Source organism: Massilia sp. Dwa41.01b, assembly GCF_014171775.1.
GTDB lineage: Bacteria > Pseudomonadota > Gammaproteobacteria > Burkholderiales > Burkholderiaceae_D > Telluria.
The window spans coordinates 4,535,504-4,552,594 of the sequence record NZ_CP050454.1; the positions used below are offsets into that span (position 1 = coordinate 4,535,504).

Below are 17,091 nucleotides of genomic sequence, written 5' to 3' on the forward strand. Positions count from 1 at the left end.
TATACTTTCATCCCCAGACCACCATGAAATAATATTTCACCGCGTGGCCGCTGCCTGTCCAGCCGTGCCTGATCGGCAATCCCGTGCCGCTCCCCCGGCCTTGCATCCATAATCGCCCCAGACACTGGAGGATGATATGGATGTGCAGTTCCTGGGCACCTCGTCGGGCACGCCGAGCCGAAGCCGCAATGTCGCCGGCCTGGCGCTGCGCGCGAGCGGTTCGAAACATTGGTACCTGGTCGATTGCGGCGAAGGCACGCAGCACCGCCTGCTGCGCACCAGCCTGTCCGTGATCGGCCTGCGCGCGATTTTTATTACCCATATCCACGGCGACCATTGCTACGGCTTGCCGGGCCTGCTGGCCAGCGCCGGCCTGATGAACCGCAGCGAGCCGCTGCTGATTGCCGGTCCGCCAGCGGTGGAGCGCTTCGTGCGCGCGGTGATCGACACCACCGAGCTGCGCCTGCCCTACCCGCTCGACTTCGCCACCGTCGAGCCGGGCTGGACGAACGACACCCTGCCCGACCTGCGCATCGACGCCGCGCCGCTGTCGCACCGGGTGCCCTCCTATGCCTACGGCTTCACGGAGAAGGCGGTCGAGCGCCGCCTCGACATCGGCCGCCTCGAGCGCGACGGCATCTCCTCCGGTCCCGGCTGGGGTCAGTTGCAGCGCGGACAGGACATCGAATTGCCTGACTGCCGCGTGGCGCGCAGTGCCGACTACCTGCTGCCTGGACGGCAGCCGCGCCGCATCGTCGTCGCCGGCGACAACGACACACCCATGCTGCTCGCCGAGCAGGTGCGCGATACGCACGTGCTGGTGCATGAAGCCACCTACACCGAGGAAGTCCTGCAAAAGGTAGGACCCGGCCCCCAGCACAGCTCGGCCCAGGCGGTGGCCGCCTTTGCCGAAACGGCCGGCGTGCCGAACCTGGTGCTCACCCATTTCAGCCCGCGCTACCAGCAAGGCGAGGGCAAGCTGTCGATGAACGCGCTCGAAGACGAGGCGCGCGCCGCCTACCATGGCGCCCTGTTCCTGGCCAGCGACCTGCAACGCTATGCGCTCGACCGCCACGGGGTGCTGGCGGCGCTGGCGGACGCCTGACTGTCCACATGCCTGAGCTTGCCCAGCCTGTGGCATGGACAGGCCCTTTGATGGTGTCATTTGACAACAATGTGAATATTCGTGAGGTTAACAGACGAATTGGCCGTTAGAATCGCGGCTAGTTTCCGAGCGGCAATAGACGCCACCGGAATGGCACTGGCAATCCTGCCGGTGTTTCGCCCCGATTTTCACGGATTACTCTCATGTTCTGCTCAGTATGTGGCACCCAGCAAGCGGACGCGGCGCAAGCCTGCGCCGTCTGCGCCGGTGTACCCGTTACTTCCGCCAACACGTCGACCGTCACCCCGGCTTCGGGTTACGAACCGCTGCCGCCCGGCATTGCCGGCTGGAGCTGGGGCGCCTTCCTCATGAATTGGATCTGGGCAATCGGCAACCGCACCTGGATCGGGCTGCTTGCGATCGTTCCCTTCATCGGCTTCTTCGTTTCCATCTGGCTCGGCGTCAAGGGCCGTGAAATGGCGTGGAAAAACAAACACTGGGACAGTGTCGAGCACTTCAAGCGCGTCCAGCGCACGTGGACGATCTGGGGCGTGGTCCTGTGCCTGGCGCCTGCCGTGCTCATCACGATATCGATGGTGGCAGTGGCCATCCCGGCCTACCAGGGTTATGTCGAGAAATCCCGCCAGGCCCAGCTGCGTTTCGATGCGCAGAAGGCGGCGGACGCCGCCCCAGCTGTGCAATAACCGGCACAGCCCATCCGACTGCGCCATGTCAGGCGCGCCAAGCGCAAGCCCACACCGATGCCTCGGGTGGGCTTTTTTCATTGCGCCTGCAGCTGCGCCCGCAGGCGGGCAAAGTGGGCATAGTCTTCCTTGCTGAGCGGAAAGCGCTCCAGCACCTGCAAGGCGCTGCCGCGCACGTCGCGGCTTTCCTGGCCATTCGCCGCCAGCGCCAGCAGGCTGTCCTGACGCCCGGGTCGCGCGCCCCTGTCTGGGCAATCGCGAAAATCGCCGCCTGACGCACCTCTGGCGCGCTGTCGCCCGGGGGCCTGGGCCAGGCGCGGGCCGCTCTCCCCGCTCTTGTCCCACTGCCCCAATTGCTGCAGGCTGCGGCTGCGCACGACGGGATCGGCGTGCTGCGACAGCGTGGTCAGTTGCGCGACCACCTGCGCCGCTTCGTCGGGATCGGCCGCACCGGCCTGCAAGGCGGACAGGGCGCCGATCAGCACCGCGGGCGACTGTTCGCTCGCCAGTACGCGCCGCGCCAGGCTGCGCGTCTCGGGCGCGTTCGGCGCCACGCTGCGCAGCATGTCGAAACCGAATGTGCGGTCGACCAGGTTGCCGCTGTTGGCCAGGCGATTGGCAAGGAACACGACGTCCGGCGCCTGCACGGTGGACAGGATGGTTTTCAGGAGGTCGCGCGCCTGGGTGGTCTGCGCCGTGTCGTAAAAGCCGATCAGCTTGCGCCGCGCCGCCGGGTCGGTCTGCGCCAGCTTGCGTAGCCGGTCTTCCGCCTGGTAAGCCGCTTCGCCGCGCTCGCCCGGCTGCAGGGCGCTCGCCCACAAGGCGTCGACACCGGCGGCGGGTGGCAGGGTTGCCGCGGCGAGGTGTGCGCTCGCCTGCGCGGCCGCCGGCGGCGCGCTCCAGGCATCGCCAAAGCCCGGGCCGGCAGCCGGCTGGACGGTGGACGCCACCGGTCCGGGGGGCGCGGCGTCGGGAGCACGGATCAGCCAGGCCAGGCCGAAGCCGACGGCAAAGCTGAGCAGCACAGGGACGAGGCGCGATGGCAGGGATGGTACGTTCACGGTGCTGCTTTCCTTCTGCGACATGTTTTGACCCATGATCAGGCTGGACGAGCACGCCCGCCCAGCCCCGGCTTTAGTTCATCAACAGATCGGCCTGGCGGCTCGTGGTCTGCGTCTGCAAACCGAAGTGCCCGAGCGCATAGTCGGTGGTCGAGTTCTGCAGGTCGACATTGCTGGTATGCGCACCGTAGACATAGCAGCTGCCATAGCAGACCACCTCGTCGATCCAGCTCTTGATCGAATACATCTTCGCACCATAGCGTTTGCCGCGCACGGATCTGGTCAGCGGGCTGTCGATCGACAGGCCGTTCGCGCCACAGGTGGGCGTGATGACATTGTAGGGATACACGCCGCAGGAATTCAGGCCCCACTGCGCGCCGGCGACGCTGACGAAGGAATTGACGCGGCTGGCGTAGCCGAGTTCGTTGATCGCTTTCATCGCCAGGGTCACGCCCATCGAATGGCCGATGACGTCGATCTTGCCGGTGCAGGAGCTGGCATGGGCCGAGGTCATGGCGCTCTTGACCGGACTCGTGTTCGCGGTGCCGTGATCGTTGCTGGCGGGATTCGTCTTCGAGCCCCAGTTCGGCAGGAACAGCTGCGAAGCCAGGTAGCCGCGGCCCTTCAGGGTGGCGACGGTGTTGTTCCAGTCGGCCGGCGAGCCGGTATTGCCGTGCACGAGCACGACGTTGTCGAGGCAGGCGGCCTGGGCGCCCGCCCCGGCCAGGGACAGCAATGCGGCGGCAACGAGCCGCGTAAAACCCAACGGTTTTCCAGACATGGTTTCTCCTCCGTGTTGTCGTGGTATGGCGGACGCTTGTCGTTGTTATGGCGTCCGTCCCTTGCCGGCGGCATGGGCCCGCAAGACGATCCACTCTAGGAGGAAGGCCAGCCGTATGCCACTCCCCGTTCAGGGAGTCATGTTGCATGAAAGGGACCGGCGCGTCGGGTGCGCGCGTGCTAGCAGGCGCGCCCGCCGATCCAGTCGCGCGCCTTGGCCACCGCATGGGCGCGGCTGCGCACTTCGAGTTTCAGGAAGATCTGGTCGATGTGGTATTTCACGTTCAGCTCCGACAAATCGAGGATCTTCGCGATTTCCCAATTCGTCTTCCCCTCCTGCAGCCAGTGCAGGATCTCGCGCTGGCGCTCGCTCAGCGCCTTCCTGTTCTTGACGGGACGAGCCTGGTAATCGTCGACCGCGGCGAGCACCCGCGCCAGCGCGAAATGCAGGTGCGGCGTCAGCAGCTTCATCAGGTAGGCATGCTCCTGGCCGATCTCGCCGGGCAGGCGCGAAAAAATGAAAAAGCTGGAAAACACCCCGCCCAGGTCGAGCACGCCGTGCGCGATCGTATTGCGCAGATCGTACTTATTGAAAAGGCGCACCCAGTCGCCCGGCAGCTGGTCGTCGTCGCGCCCGCTCTGGAACCATTGCGGCTCGAGCGTTTCGCGCCAGCGCTTCATCAGGGGACTGTCGAGCCGCCCGTCCTCGTCGCGCAGGGGCTCGAAATACTCCATCGGATAATTCACATGCAGGACCTTGCGCACGTGATTGCCCTGACGGCTGACGCCGCCGATTCCGCACAGCATCGCCTCATGCGGCAGCACGGCGCGGCACGGCCCCTCGATCACGCGCGTGAACTCGTCCACCGTACGCACCTGCGTACAGCCGACCAGCACGTCCATGATGCGCTTGTCCAGATCGCCCTGTGCGGCGTGGTTCATCTCGGTCTCCCCCAAGATTCTGATGCTTTTTTTGTGTGGACAGTGCCCCGGTTCCGCCTGCCGCCAGCCTGTCGAGGGCCTTGCATGCTGCGCCAGGGAACGAGAAGGACTCGGAAGAGAATAGTTGAGCCGCGTGGATTGTCAAATGAAAAAACGTGCTAGTGCCATAGCCTGGCAGCGCAGGGCGAAGGGCTGGACGATGCGTGTCATCCACGCCGTGCATGTGACGGCGATAGGCCGGGATAGTGCGGGCGCCGGGTCAGGCGCTGCAGCGCAGGTTTTGCGGGATGGCGGCCAGCTGCAGGTGCTCGACGCGGTCGCGGCCATTGCGCTTGGCCTCGTACATGAGCTCGTCGGCAGCGGCAATCAGCTGGCGCAGCGGGTCCTCGCCGGTCGCCGCCCCCAGGTCGACGGTGGCCACGCCAAAGCTGGCCGTGGCGCGCAGGCGTACGCTGCCGTCCTGGGCGGCCAGTTCGGTCGCGCCAAAGCACGTGCGCAGGCGCTCGGCCAGGGCGATGCCGCCGGCCAGGCTGGTACCCGGCAGGACAATCAGGAATTCCTCGCCGCCGTAACGCACGACACTGTCGACCTCGCTTCGGACGGCGCCCTGCAGGATCTGCGCAAAGGCGCGCAGCACGACGTCCCCGTAATCATGGCCATGGGTATCGTTGATGTTCTTGAAGTGGTCGATATCGCACAGCAGCACCGTCAGGCTGTCCGGCCGGGCGCTACTGCCGACCCAGCGCCCTCCCATCAACTGCTCGTGCAGGTAGCGCCGGTTGAAGCAGCCGGTCAGGTGATCGCGCTCGGCCGCATGTTTCAGTACCGACCAGGAGCGGAACTCCTCGCGCGACACATGGTTGAAGCGGCGCGCGGCCAGGAAGCCGAAGGTATTGACCAGCACCAGCAGCATCCCCATCGTCAGGGTATCGGCAAAGGACATCTGGCTGTGCAGGTCGGCCAGCGCAACGAAAACCACCGTGGCGACGCTGGCCAGCGCCAGGGCGTAACGCAGGCGGTTCGGGATATACAAGTAAATGACCACGAGCATGATCGCCAGCGACATCGCGTGCCAGTGGAATTCAGCCGGGCGCGTCACGGCAATGAACATGAAGCAGACCATTGCCACGCTTTCGGCCATCGTCGCCGCCACCCGCGTGAAATGCACCGACAGCAGGCGGCGGTAGGCCAGCCAGGCGAAGACGCCGGCGGTGGCGGCCACCAGCAGGCGCGCCGCCAGGATGGCCCGCGTCTCCACGCCCCAGCCGAGCGCGGCGAGATCGGTGACGAAAAAGCCGAGGTAGAACAGCGCGCAGAAGGTCAGCGTGAACGAGAGCAGGGATTGGGTCTGGTCCTGCTTGTGCTTCAGGTAGGCGGCCTCCACCGGCGCACGCACGAACTCGGCGGTCAGTGAACTGATTTCCATGGTGTCTACTCCAACGCGGCCACGCCTACTGAACAGGACGACATTGTGCCAGTAATATGACCGGGAGGAAATCACAGATTCTCACCAAAGGTTAATTGCCGGAATGTCCAGGCGCCCTCCACGACCACTGCTTCCCTCCATCGGCCAAGCCAGCCGCATTTAACGCCTGCCGCATTGCGCCATCCCAAACCCCTCCGCCAGTGCAGGCGTACCTTGATGAGCGAAGGCGTGAATCCGATTGCAAGTCATTGTTTCTTAAAGATATTTCATTCCTTTTTGAAATAGCGATGAGGATATTGCAGCTTGAGCGCAACCGGGTGCCGTAGCTTGCGAGCCCGCGACGGTGGGCGTTCCGGCCGGACGCCCATGCCTTGTCCGGCCGTTATCAGACTCTGGAGATCGTCATGCTAGTACGCAACCGCATTTCCTTGTTCCTGCTGTCGCTTGCAATGGGCCTGGCCCAGGCCCACCCGTCCTATCCCGAATACCGGGTTACCATCGTCGGCCCACCCGACAGCACGCCCACCGACATCAACCAGGCCGGCGTAGTGGTCAGCAACGTACCGACCGGCATCACCACTTCGCGCGCCTACATCAGCCGCGGCACGGGTTACCGCGAAATCGTCATGCCGGACAGCACGTCCAATCGCGCCGTCGCCATCAACGACAAGGGCGTGGTGCTCGGCAACTGGACCGCCGCCAGCGGCGAGAACCGCGGCTTCACCTTCTATCGCGGTACGCGGCGCGACATCCCTCCCGTTCCCGCGCGCGCCGGCGTGTTCGTCGACATCAACAATGCGGGCTACATCCTGACCCTGGCCGGCCCGCCCCCTGGCGCCCCCACCGACATTTCCCCGTTCGCCTTCCTGCGCGCGCCGAACGGCAGCTTCCGGCCGATCGGCATCCTGCCCTATGAAAACGCCATCAATCAGGCCGAGGCACTCAACAACCGTAACCAGGTCACGGGCGAGTCCGGCACCTTCTTCCGTCCCGAGCTGCCGTTCAACGCTTACGTCTGGACCAACGGCGTCATCCGCGAGCTGCCGGACCTGGGCTATACGCCGAACTATGGCCTGGACATCAACGACCGCGGCCAGGTGTCGGGCTATGTCGCGATCGCCGAGTTCCGCCAGCAGCGGGCCGCGCTATGGAGCCATGGCCGCCTCACCCTGGTCGACACCCGCCCGGATAGCGCCATGCCTTTCAGCACCGGGGAGGCCCTCAACAATTATGGTCAGGTCGTCGGCAGCGCCAATGGCGGCATCGGCGCCTTCATCTACCGTGGCAGGCGCATGGAAAGCCTGCAGGCAAAGATCGATCCCACATCGGGCTGGGGCATTTCCTTCCCGCGCGCCATCAACGATGCGGGGCAGATCGCAGCCACCGGTTATCGCGCCGGGGTGGCGTATGCGGTGCGGCTCGACCCCATCCGTCCGCACCTGATGGCGCCGCCACCGCTGGACGAGGGTAGCGAGGCCGGTCCGCTGCTCGAGACGACGCCGGCGGCCGATGCGGCGCAGGCACAGGCGTCGGCGCAACCCGTGACGCAGTAACGCACGGGCGGCCGGGGCAAGCACGCGGCGCCGTGGCGACCTTGCTACGACCTTGTTGCAGCCTTGCGTTCTCCGGCTGCCCGCCGTGGCCCGCCGCTTCGTCGGCACCACGTCCGCCTGATGAACGTGTTGCATCCGCAAATGCGTGCCGTGGCCAGCCGGGAGCCGCGGCGCCCCGTCGCGACGTACCCGGCTTCACTCATGGAGATTGTGATGAAACTAGCGTATCGCCTGTCCCTGTTCCTGCTGTCCCTCGCCGGCGCCGGCGCCCATGCCGGCCCGGCTATCCCGAATACCGGGTCACCATCGTCGGCCCTGTCAACAGCGTGCCCTACGACATCAACAAGAGCGGCGTGGTCGTCGGCAGCTTTCCGGTCTCCGGCACCACCACGCCTTCCTCAACCGCGGGCCGGGCTTCGTCGACCTGGGCACGTTCGGCGGCACGGACAGCCGCGCCGTCGCCATCAACGACAGGGGCCAGGTGCTCGGCAACTTCACCAGCGGCGGCGAGGGTCGCGGCTTCATCTATTATCGTGGCGGCGCACGCGACATCGGCACCCTTCCGGGCCGCTACAGCATCTACAGCGACATCAACAACGCCGGCTACATCACGGTGTACGGCGCCATCCGCGATTCGCTGGAGGGACCACGCGCCTTCCTGCGCTCGCCAGGCGGCACCCTCACCGATATCGGCACGCTGCCGTTCGAGAACCCCTACACCGAAGCCCTGGCACTGAACAACCGCAACCAGGTCACCGGCCACTCCTCGCCGCTCGTTTTCCCCGACCAGCCGCTGCGCGCGATCATCTGGAGCCGGGGCGTGCTGCGCGACCTGGGCGACCTCGGTTTCTCGCCCAACAGCGGCCAGGACATCAACGACCGCGGCCAGATCACCGGCTATATGTCGGTGCCGACCGGTTTTCGCGACCGCGTCGCCTTCATCTACAGCCACGGCCGCCTGATCGATATCGACGGCCGTCCGCCCACCGTCGAGCGCTACAGCATCGGCGAAGCCATCAACAATTACGGCCACGTCGTCGGCTCCAGCAACCACCTGTCCGGCTTCGTCTATCGCGGCAGGAAGATGCAGAGCCTGAACGCCCTGATCGACCCCAGGCTTGGCTGGGATATCGCCTTTCCCCGCGCCATCAACGACGCCGGCCAGATCGCAGCCCTTGCCTACCGCCGCGGGGTGCAATACGCCGTGCGCCTGGACCTGATCCGTCCACACCACCTGGCGGCACCGGACGTCGAGTCGGGTGACGAGGCCGATCCAGCCGCCAAGGCCGTCTCGCCTGATGCGGCCGCGGACGACACCAGGGCGGACGCCGCGGCACAAGCGCGCGAGCTGGTGCGTCCGCTGGCACAGTGAAGTCCTCCAGCAAGGGGCTGGCGCGGCGACGGAGCGGCGCCAGCCCCTTGCGATGCTAACGCCGGCACTAAGTACTCGACCAAAAATAAATGGGAATTTTGGCAAACAGAACCGGATGCGGTGCAAGACGGCGAGAGCGCCGCAGTGCGAGCACTGCAAGCGCGAGCCGACGCAGCAACGCGCCGGTTCTGGAAGCCAAAAACACATTTATTTTTGGGTGAGTACTTAGCGTCGCAGGCAGGCACCAGGCCTGAACTGCGCGCGATTGCCCGCGCGCGGGCTGGAACGTGCGCGGGCTTCGTGCCCGCGTTTCATGCCCGCACCAGCGAGTCGGCCCGCCACTGCAACACATCGCGACCGACTCATCCGGCGGTGGGAAGGCAGAGTCCTGCCCGACCGTCCGTCATCTACTTCAGGAGTCCGTATGCAAGCACCTTTACGCATTTCCCTGTTCCTGCTGTCGTTCAGCATGGCCGTGGCGCAGGCCGCCCCGGCCTATCCCGAATACCGGGTCACGGTGGTCGGCCCCGCCAACAGCAGGGCCGCCGACATCAACAGTGCCGGCGCCGTCGTCGGCACCTACCCGTACAGCGCCACCTCCTCGCACGCTTTCCTCAACCGTGGCAGCGGCCTGGTCGACCTGGCGCGCCCGGCGGCAGGTCCAGCACGGCCGCCGCCATCAACGACAAGGGCGTGGTGCTCGGCAACTGGACAACGGCCGGCGGCGAGCAGCGCGGCTTCATCTACTACCGCGGCACACGGCGCGACATCGGCGTCATCCCGGGCAGGCGCACCACCTACACCGACATCAACAATGCCGGCTACATCACCGCCACTGGCGCCTCGCCCGACTTTCCGGACGGCGTGCGCAGCTACCTGCGCGCACCCGGCGGAGCATTGCGCGACATCGGCAACCTGCCCTTCCCGGAACCGACGCTCAACAACGCCCTGGCGCTCAACAACCGCAACCAGATCGCCGGCGAATCGGGCGAACTCACCTTCCCCGACCAGCCCCTGCGCGCCTTTAGCTGGACCCGCGGCACGATGCGTGACCTCGGCGACTTCGGCTCCGGCCCCAACGGCGGCCAGGCCATCAACGACCGCGGGCAGATCACCGGCTACATGTCGGTGCTGACGGGTTTCCGCAGCCGGGTCGCCTTCCTCTACAGCCATGGCCGCCTGATCAACATCGACGGCCGTCCCTCCACGGTCGAGGAAAGGTCGAGCACCGGTAACGGCATCAACAACTACGGCCACGTCGTCGGCGCCAGCGACCACCTGTCCGGATTCATCTACCGCGGCAGGACGATGCAGAGCCTGAATGCGCTGATCAATCCGAAACTGGGCTGGGATATCGCATCGCCGGAAGCGATCAATGACGCCGGGCAGATCGCGGCGACGGCCTACCGGGGTGGCGTGTCGTATGCGGTGCGGCTCGACCTGATTCGTCCGCATGGAATGGCGGCACCGGAGATTGACCTGAGCGAGGAGGCTGCCGCGCTCGAGTAAGGCGCTACTAGCCGCCGCTGATTCCACATCGAAGCGGCGGCGCGAGCCTTCGAAGCGTTCTGCCCTCCAAGCAAACAACACAATTCCTCAGGTCGCTTGAGCCCGCTCAACTGCATAACCGCACTTCGCCCTGCACTCTCCCACGCCTTGTATCGTTATCCGAGATCAAAGCCTGGTGGCGAACGCACATGACCGGCGAAATCATTCGGCCGGGAGATCCCACCAGTCACGTGGCAAAGTGTTAGAAGGCTCGCTCTTCGACATCTGCATGGGAAAACCGATCGCTTTCGTCGGTCACAAAGTCTTGTGTCCGAAGTGCAAAGGGGTTTTCCCGATTGTCGAAGGCGCGCCGACCACAACGTTCTACGGGAAAGGCGTCGCACTCGCGGGAATGAAAACGGCGTGCGGTGCCTCTCTCATTGCGACGCAGTTCACCGATATCGTGGAGTGTGGCGGAGGCGATGCCTCTGCAGCCAGCCAGTCGACGACCTCCAGTTTCTCCACTGCGCCGTCCTTCCAGCCCATGAAGAATGCGATAGCGCCTGCGGAAGCCAGCGCCGCGCACTTCGACGACAAGTTCGTTCTGCTCGATGACGATACTGGCGATCCTCTTTCGAATACCGAATATGCCATCCGCCGAGCGTCGGGTGAGATCGAGCATGGCACCACCGATGCACATGGCTGTACCCATCTGCTGGCCGCAACAGTCAACGCGGAACTTGTCGAGATATACGTCTAGGGCAGACTATGACCACTCAAACAATCACTTCGCCCTCGGGGCGTACCTTGGTTCGGCGTACGGAAAGGACAACCACGCCCAGGGAAAGCGCGGAAGGGAAGATTGTCCGAATCAAGCTGAAGCAATCGACGCGATTGGCAGAGAATGAAGCGTTCCTTGCTGATCGCAATGTCGCTGCCTTTATCAAGGCAATTGCTGTGGCGGAAGGGGGCGGCTACGACTTCAAATACGGCGCATTCAAAGGCAAACGAAACGATCCATGGCGTTTTTCCGATTATTCGACCCACCCTGGTCCCGGAATGGGTGGACGGACGACCGCTGCTGGCATGTATCAATTACGGTGGCGACTTGGCGTGAACACGGCGGAAAAATGGGACTGACAGATTTCTCACCTAAAACCCAAGACCTTATTGCCATCGAGTTGCTGCGCTCCGTCGGTGTCATCGAGAAGATCAAGGCAGGCGACATTGCAGGTTCCATGGGTGGTGCTGCCGCGAAATGGGCTGCGCTACCGATGGGGCCAGGACTAGCCAATCACAACCCGCCTCAACCGTTCGTATCTTACGAAGAGTTTTATCGAAACTATCAAGCTGCTGGAGGAACAGGACAATGACACCAAACTACCTGAAATTTTTGAACATCGCCGGCATAGTATTCCTTTTGTCGTCTCCGTTAATCGAAGCCAAAGCTGTCGGTAATTCTGGAACAGACAACGCAGCTGCCACACGTTCAGTCCCTTTGAAGGTTGGCGTGCCGCTCCTTCAAGCACGCGCACGCATTCTGAAATCAGGACGGAAACCTGTTCCAATGCATCAAACGGATGGTTATGAGTATGACGGCACGGAGAAACAACTAGTTCAACGACACATAGTTGAAGTCGAGTTCTGTACCCTGGATGCAGGAGTCCTCTGCACGTTTTACTACATCAAAAATGCAACGGGCCTTCGCGTCGAAACAATAGGAGAAAAAGTTTCTTACATGACAGTAGTGCAGTGGACAAACGAATGTCCGAAATCGTTTCAATAGAGTAAAAGGATGCGGATTCTGGACAGTACGGCTACAGACAATGGACAGGAAAGCCGTCGAAGGATACATGCCTCAGGCCGACGTCAATATTGTAGCAAGACAGAATTTGCAACAAGGAAACAAGCGACAGAGTGATGCGTCTGTGGACGCGGCCACGCAGGCCAACTCGACGTCGCCGTCGACCTTGTTGGTACTGATGGAAATTTTGGTAGGCCTCCCCGGAGTCGAACCGGGCACCAACGGATTATGAGTCCGCTGCTCTAACCAGGCATGAGCTAGAGGCCCAGAAATCGGGACAGTGGCAAGAAGTGATCTCGCCACCCGCTCGCACGGCGCGGTACCGTGAAGCAGAGTGGCGAGAGGATATTGCTTTTACAGTAGCGCCGTCAAGCACTTGCTAAACTCAGCCGCCGACCTCAGCCACTGAGGCAAGCACCTGAGCCGACGACCGGCAGCAGCCAACAATCAGCTGCTCCCCTCCAGGAAGCTCTTCAGCTTGTCCGAACGCGACGGATGACGCAATTTACGCAGTGCCTTCGCTTCGATCTGGCGAATCCGCTCGCGGGTGACGTCGAACTGCTTGCCCACCTCTTCCAGCGTGTGGTCGGTCGACATCTCGATGCCGAAGCGCATGCGCAGCACCTTCGCTTCGCGCGGGGTCAGCGAGTCCAGCACGTCCTTCACAACGCCACGCATCGAGGCATGCAGGGCCGCGTCCGACGGTGCCAGCGTGTTGTTGTCCTCGATGAAGTCGCCCAAGTGCGAATCGTCGTCATCGCCGATCGGCGTTTCCATCGAAATCGGCTCTTTCGCGATCTTCATGATCTTCCGGATTTTGTCTTCCGGCATTTCCATCTTGATCGCGAGCGTGGCTGGATCGGGCTCGGCACCGGTTTCCTGCAAGATTTGGCGCGAGATGCGGTTCATCTTGTTGATGGTCTCGATCATGTGCACCGGAATACGGATGGTGCGCGCCTGGTCGGCGATCGAGCGGGTGATGGCCTGGCGGATCCACCACGTCGCATAGGTCGAAAATTTATAGCCGCGGCGGTATTCGAACTTGTCCACGGCCTTCATCAGGCCAATGTTGCCTTCCTGGATCAGGTCAAGGAACTGTAGGCCGCGATTCGTGTACTTTTTCGCGATCGAGATCACCAGGCGCAGGTTGGCCTCGGTCATTTCGCGCTTGGCCTTGCGGGCCTTCATTTCACCGGCCGCCATCTGGCGGTTGATGTTGCGCAGGTCCGGCAGCGGCAGCACGACGCGCGACTGCAGGTCGATCAGACGTTGCTGCAGTTCCTTGATCGTCGGGATGTTGCGTCCCAGGATGGCGCTGTAGGCATGGCCGGCGTTGACTTCGCCGTCGACCCATTCCAGGTTCGTTTCGTTGCCCGGGAAGACCTTGATGAAGTGGGCGCGCGGCATGCCGCAGCGGTTCACGGCCACATCCAGGATCTGCTTCTCGATGTGGCGCACCTCGTCGACCTGGCCGCGCAGCGTGTCGCACAGCTTTTCGACGACTTTTGCCGTGAAGCGAATGCCCAGCAGCTCGTTCGAGATGGCTTCCTGCGCCTTGACATAGGCTTTCGAGTTGTAACCGTCCTTCTCGTAGGCCTTGCGCATCTTGTCGAACTGCTGTTCGATGGTGCCGAATTTTTCCAGGGCCGAGGCTTTCAGGGCCTCGAGCTGCTCGGCCGAGTAGCCGGCGGCGCCGGTGCTGGCGGCGGCTTCTTCTTCCTCGCCCTCTTCCTCGTCCCCGGCCTCCTCTTCCTCGTCCTCATCGCTGTCGGCATTCGATGGGCCGATGGCCGAGGGCGAGGTTTCTTCCGAGGCTTCGGCGTCGACCATGCCGTCGACGATCTCGTCGATCTTGATTTCGTCGGCTTCGATGCGCTGGGCAGCCGAGATGATTTCGGCGATCGTGACTGGGCAGGCGGAAATTGCCTGGATCATGTCGCGCAGGCCGTCTTCGATGCGTTTCGCGATTTCGATTTCGCCTTCGCGTGTCAGCAGCTCGACCGAGCCCATTTCGCGCATGTACATGCGGACCGGGTCGGTGGTGCGGCCGAAGTCGGAATCGACGGTGGAGAGCGCGGCCTCGGCGGCGGCCTCGGCTTCGTCGTCGCTGGTGACGGTGGCAACGTTATCGGACAGCAGCAGCGTTTCGGCATCGGGCGCGTGTTCGTACACGGCAATGCCCATGTCGTTGAAGGTGCCGATGATGCCTTCGATCGCTTCCGGGTCGACGATGTTGTCGGGCAGGTGGTCGTTGATTTCCGCGTAGGTCAGGAAACCGCGTTCCTTGCCGTTCTTGATCAGCGTCTTGAGCTTCTGGCGGCGCAGCTCGATTTCTTCTTCGCTCGCTTCGGTGTCGGACGCGAAGGCGTCTTTCAGCAGGGCTTTTTCTTTCGCCTTGCGGTCCTTCGCCTTGGCCTTGTCGACGGCTTTCAGTTCAGCACGTTCGACGGCATTCAGCGCGGCGACTTCGTCGTTCTCGGGCGTGAATTCCTTTGGCTTGCGCCCGCGCCGCCCCGGCACTTTCACGGATGGCAGCACGTAGCCCGACGTATCGATGGCGGCCAGTGCGGCGGCATCGGTGGTCTGGCTGACGACAGGCGCGGCGCCGGTACGAACGTCCGCCTTGTCTTGCGCATTGTCCGCCTTGGCGGACGTTCTGGTGGGTTTGGCAGCCACTTGGGGTTCGGGTTTCTTGGTTGGCACAGGCGCTTTCGATGTCACAACGGCTAACTTTACGGTGGTTAAAGATAAAGTTTTGTTAACTTACATCACCCTGCTAACAGCGTACAACACTGCTCCGCTAACTGAAACTCCACGCCGCTTTTGACACGAAAATCGTTTCAAAGGTTGCAATAGTTAGCGTTTTATTATAGCACGCACCCCTCTTTTTCCAAGTTGCACAAATCCTAACTGCTGCCTTCGCAACACGTGCTCAGCGGGGGCTCCGGGCAGCGGCTTGCTCGCTCTCCAAGAGCTGCTGCTGGGCTACGATTTCACGATAGCGAGTACTCACCTGATCTGGGGTCAGTCCCTTGGAAAACAACTGGTTCAACTCCTGTTTCAAGGCGTCGATCTTGATCTCCCTCACAGCGCATGCCAGGAAGACCCGGTTCGCGTCCGGATCCGATTCCGGCTCGGAGGCGATCTCGGCGATGATACGGTCGTAGTGGTTGCTGCCCTCTTTCAGCTGTTCCGACAGCGCCGCGAAGTTGCCGTATTCCCCCAGGGCTTGGGCAACGGCTACCAGGTAACGCAGGGAGTCGCTCGACTCCTGGCCGAAATGGTCGAAGGCCTGCAAGTCGGACTCGTCGAGCGTCAGCGACAGGGCCGGATGCGCCACCAGGATGCGCACGATCTGCAATTCCAATCCGACCGGCTGCGGCCTGCCCTGGCGCGGCGGCGCCTTTTTCGCGACCGACACCGGTTTCGACAGTTCGAACAGGCCCTCGATCTCGGCCGGCGTCGATTCCGTCAGGCTGGCCAGGCCGCGCACGATCTGCAGGCGCAGCGCCGAGGGCGTCATGGCCTGCAGCAGGGGTTTGGCGTCGTACTGGGTGGCGGCGCGCCCTTCCGGCGTCGACAAATCGTGTTCGCCCGTCACTTCACGCAGCAGGAACTGCGACAGCGGCATGGCGTCGTTGATTTCCTGGGCGAAGGCATCTGCGCCGAATTCACGCACGAAGCTGTCCGGGTCGTGCTTTTCGGGCAGGAACAGGAACTGGATGGTCTTGTTGTCGCTTACCTGCGGCAAACACGCTTCCAGCGCACGGCGCGCGGCGCGGCGGCCGGCTTTATCTCCGTCGAAACTGAAGATGACGTTGTCGGTCTGGCGCAGCAACTTTTGCACGTGCGTACTGGTGCAGGCGGTGCCGAGCGTCGCTACCGCTTGCGGGAAGCCGAGCTGGGCCAGTGCGACGACGTCCATGTAGCCTTCCGTCACCAGCACATAGCCGGCGTCGCGGATGGCTTGCCTCGCCTCGAACAGGCCGTACAGTTCCAGGCCTTTCTGGAACAGCGGGGTTTCCGGCGAATTCAGGTATTTCGGTTCGCCACTATCGAGCACGCGGCCGCCGAAGCCGATCACCTGCCCTTTGGTGTTGCGAATCGGGAACATGACGCGCTCGCGGAAGCGGTCGTAGCGTTTCTTGTTGCCGCCATCTTCATCGACCTTGTCGATCACCAGGCCCGATTCGACCAGCGCCAGGGCATCGTAGTCGGGGAAGACCGAGCGCAGGTTGTCCCATCCGGAAGGCGCGTAGCCCATGCCGAAACGGGCAGCGACTTCGCCGGTCAAGCCGCGGTTCTTCAGATAGGCGATGGCATTCGGCGCGGTTTTCAGTTGCGCACGGTAATAGTCGCAGGCTTGCGTCAGCGCATCGGACAGGGCCAGCGTTTGCGCCTGCTGGGCGGCGCGCTGCATCGGGGGAATCTTGTCGTCGTTGTCGGGCACGACCATGCCGACGCCCTGGGCCAGGTCTTTCACCGCATCGATGAAACCCATGCCCGAGTATTCGATCAGGAAGCCGATCGAGGTGCCATGGGCACCGCAACCGAAGCAGTGATAGAACTGTTTGGTGGGGCTGACGGTAAAGCTGGGGGATTTTTCGCTGTGAAAAGGACACAGCCCCATGTAATTGGCGCCGCCCTTTTTCAGCTGCACATAACGCCCGACCACGTCGACGATGTCGACGCGGTTGAGCAGGTCGGTAATGAAGGATTGCGGGATCACGTGGGTTTATACCGTTTCGAATCAAACCCCATGGCAGCATTGCATCGCCGTAGAGCGCCTAACAAAACCGCCATAGCCGCGTTGCGGCTCCTGGCCGTACAAATGTACTGTCGTCGTCGCCGCGGCG

15 protein-coding genes and 1 tRNA gene are annotated in these 17,091 nt (G+C 63.1%); 9 read left to right on the forward strand and 7 right to left on the reverse strand.

Going from position 1 to position 17,091, the window contains the following annotated elements; translation table 11 throughout:
* Window positions 1-136 precede the first annotated feature (136 nt).
* Window positions 137-1,105: a ribonuclease Z gene (locus tag G4G28_RS20835; RefSeq protein WP_183107790.1), complete on the forward strand. Its 969-nt coding sequence runs from the start codon at window positions 137-139 to the stop codon at window positions 1,103-1,105.
* A gap of 203 nt (window positions 1,106-1,308) precedes the next feature.
* On the forward strand, window positions 1,309-1,809 hold the full coding sequence (locus G4G28_RS20840; protein WP_182989760.1) for a hypothetical protein: 501 nt from the start codon (window positions 1,309-1,311) through the stop codon (window positions 1,807-1,809).
* Window positions 1,810-1,886: 77 nt separating this feature from the next.
* Here the strand turns inward: G4G28_RS20840 and G4G28_RS20845 are convergent, their stop codons facing one another.
* The 4 genes from G4G28_RS20845 to G4G28_RS20860 form a co-directional block, all read right to left on the reverse strand.
* Window positions 1,887-2,870, reverse strand: coding sequence for a hypothetical protein (locus G4G28_RS20845; protein WP_183107791.1), 984 nt, complete (start codon window positions 2,868-2,870; stop codon window positions 1,887-1,889).
* 73 nt (window positions 2,871-2,943) lie between these two features.
* On the reverse strand, window positions 2,944-3,651 hold the full coding sequence (locus tag G4G28_RS20850) for an alpha/beta fold hydrolase (protein WP_182989762.1): 708 nt from the start codon (window positions 3,649-3,651) through the stop codon (window positions 2,944-2,946).
* A 179-nt stretch (window positions 3,652-3,830) separates the two neighbouring features.
* Window positions 3,831-4,592: a helix-turn-helix transcriptional regulator gene (locus tag G4G28_RS20855; protein ID WP_182989763.1), complete on the reverse strand. Its 762-nt coding sequence runs from the start codon at window positions 4,590-4,592 to the stop codon at window positions 3,831-3,833.
* Between the two features lie 259 nt (window positions 4,593-4,851).
* A complete protein-coding gene (locus tag G4G28_RS20860; protein WP_183107792.1) occupies window positions 4,852-6,018 on the reverse strand; it encodes a diguanylate cyclase in 1,167 nt (388 codons plus the stop codon).
* A gap of 404 nt (window positions 6,019-6,422) precedes the next feature.
* On the opposite strand from G4G28_RS20860, the gene G4G28_RS20865 reads away from it, so the two are divergent.
* The 7 genes from G4G28_RS20865 (at window position 6,423) to G4G28_RS20890 (ending at window position 12,217) form a co-directional block, all read left to right on the forward strand.
* Complete coding sequence (locus tag G4G28_RS20865; RefSeq protein ID WP_182989765.1) at window positions 6,423-7,571, forward strand: HAF repeat-containing protein; 1,149 nt, start codon at window positions 6,423-6,425, stop codon at window positions 7,569-7,571.
* 271 nt (window positions 7,572-7,842) lie between these two features.
* Window positions 7,843-8,943 carry a DUF3466 family protein gene (locus G4G28_RS20870; protein ID WP_229507760.1) on the forward strand — a complete coding sequence of 367 codons (1,101 nt, stop codon included), beginning with the start codon at window positions 7,843-7,845 and terminating at the stop codon, window positions 8,941-8,943.
* A 693-nt stretch (window positions 8,944-9,636) separates the two neighbouring features.
* Window positions 9,637-10,452: an HAF repeat-containing protein gene (locus tag G4G28_RS20875; protein WP_183107793.1), complete on the forward strand. Its 816-nt coding sequence runs from the start codon at window positions 9,637-9,639 to the stop codon at window positions 10,450-10,452.
* A 268-nt stretch (window positions 10,453-10,720) separates the two neighbouring features.
* A complete protein-coding gene (locus G4G28_RS20880; RefSeq protein ID WP_229425233.1) occupies window positions 10,721-11,191 on the forward strand; it encodes a PAAR domain-containing protein in 471 nt (156 codons plus the stop codon).
* Between the two features lie 8 nt (window positions 11,192-11,199).
* A complete protein-coding gene (locus G4G28_RS26935; RefSeq protein WP_229425234.1) occupies window positions 11,200-11,571 on the forward strand; it encodes a hypothetical protein in 372 nt (123 codons plus the stop codon).
* Window positions 11,562-11,804, forward strand: a complete 243-nt coding sequence (locus tag G4G28_RS26940; protein WP_229425235.1) for a hypothetical protein — start codon at window positions 11,562-11,564, stop codon at window positions 11,802-11,804. Before G4G28_RS26935 ends, G4G28_RS26940 begins: the two co-directional genes overlap by 10 nt.
* Window positions 11,801-12,217: a hypothetical protein gene (locus G4G28_RS20890; RefSeq protein ID WP_182989769.1), complete on the forward strand. Its 417-nt coding sequence runs from the start codon at window positions 11,801-11,803 to the stop codon at window positions 12,215-12,217. The genes G4G28_RS26940 and G4G28_RS20890 overlap by 4 nt, the downstream gene beginning before the upstream one ends.
* A gap of 206 nt (window positions 12,218-12,423) precedes the next feature.
* Here the strand turns inward: G4G28_RS20890 and G4G28_RS20895 are convergent.
* The 3 genes from G4G28_RS20895 to dnaG all read right to left on the reverse strand — a co-directional run bounded on the left by G4G28_RS20895 (window position 12,424) and on the right by dnaG (window position 16,964).
* Window positions 12,424-12,502 (reverse strand) — tRNA-Ile (locus G4G28_RS20895).
* A 180-nt stretch (window positions 12,503-12,682) separates the two neighbouring features.
* The gene (gene rpoD, locus G4G28_RS20900) at window positions 12,683-14,938 is read right to left on the reverse strand and encodes an RNA polymerase sigma factor RpoD (protein WP_182989770.1); all 2,256 of its coding nucleotides are present in this window, start codon (window positions 14,936-14,938) and stop codon (window positions 12,683-12,685) included.
* A 229-nt stretch (window positions 14,939-15,167) separates the two neighbouring features.
* The gene (gene dnaG, locus G4G28_RS20905) at window positions 15,168-16,964 is read right to left on the reverse strand and encodes a DNA primase (RefSeq protein ID WP_182989771.1); all 1,797 of its coding nucleotides are present in this window, start codon (window positions 16,962-16,964) and stop codon (window positions 15,168-15,170) included.
* Between the last annotated feature and the right edge of the window lie 127 nt (window positions 16,965-17,091).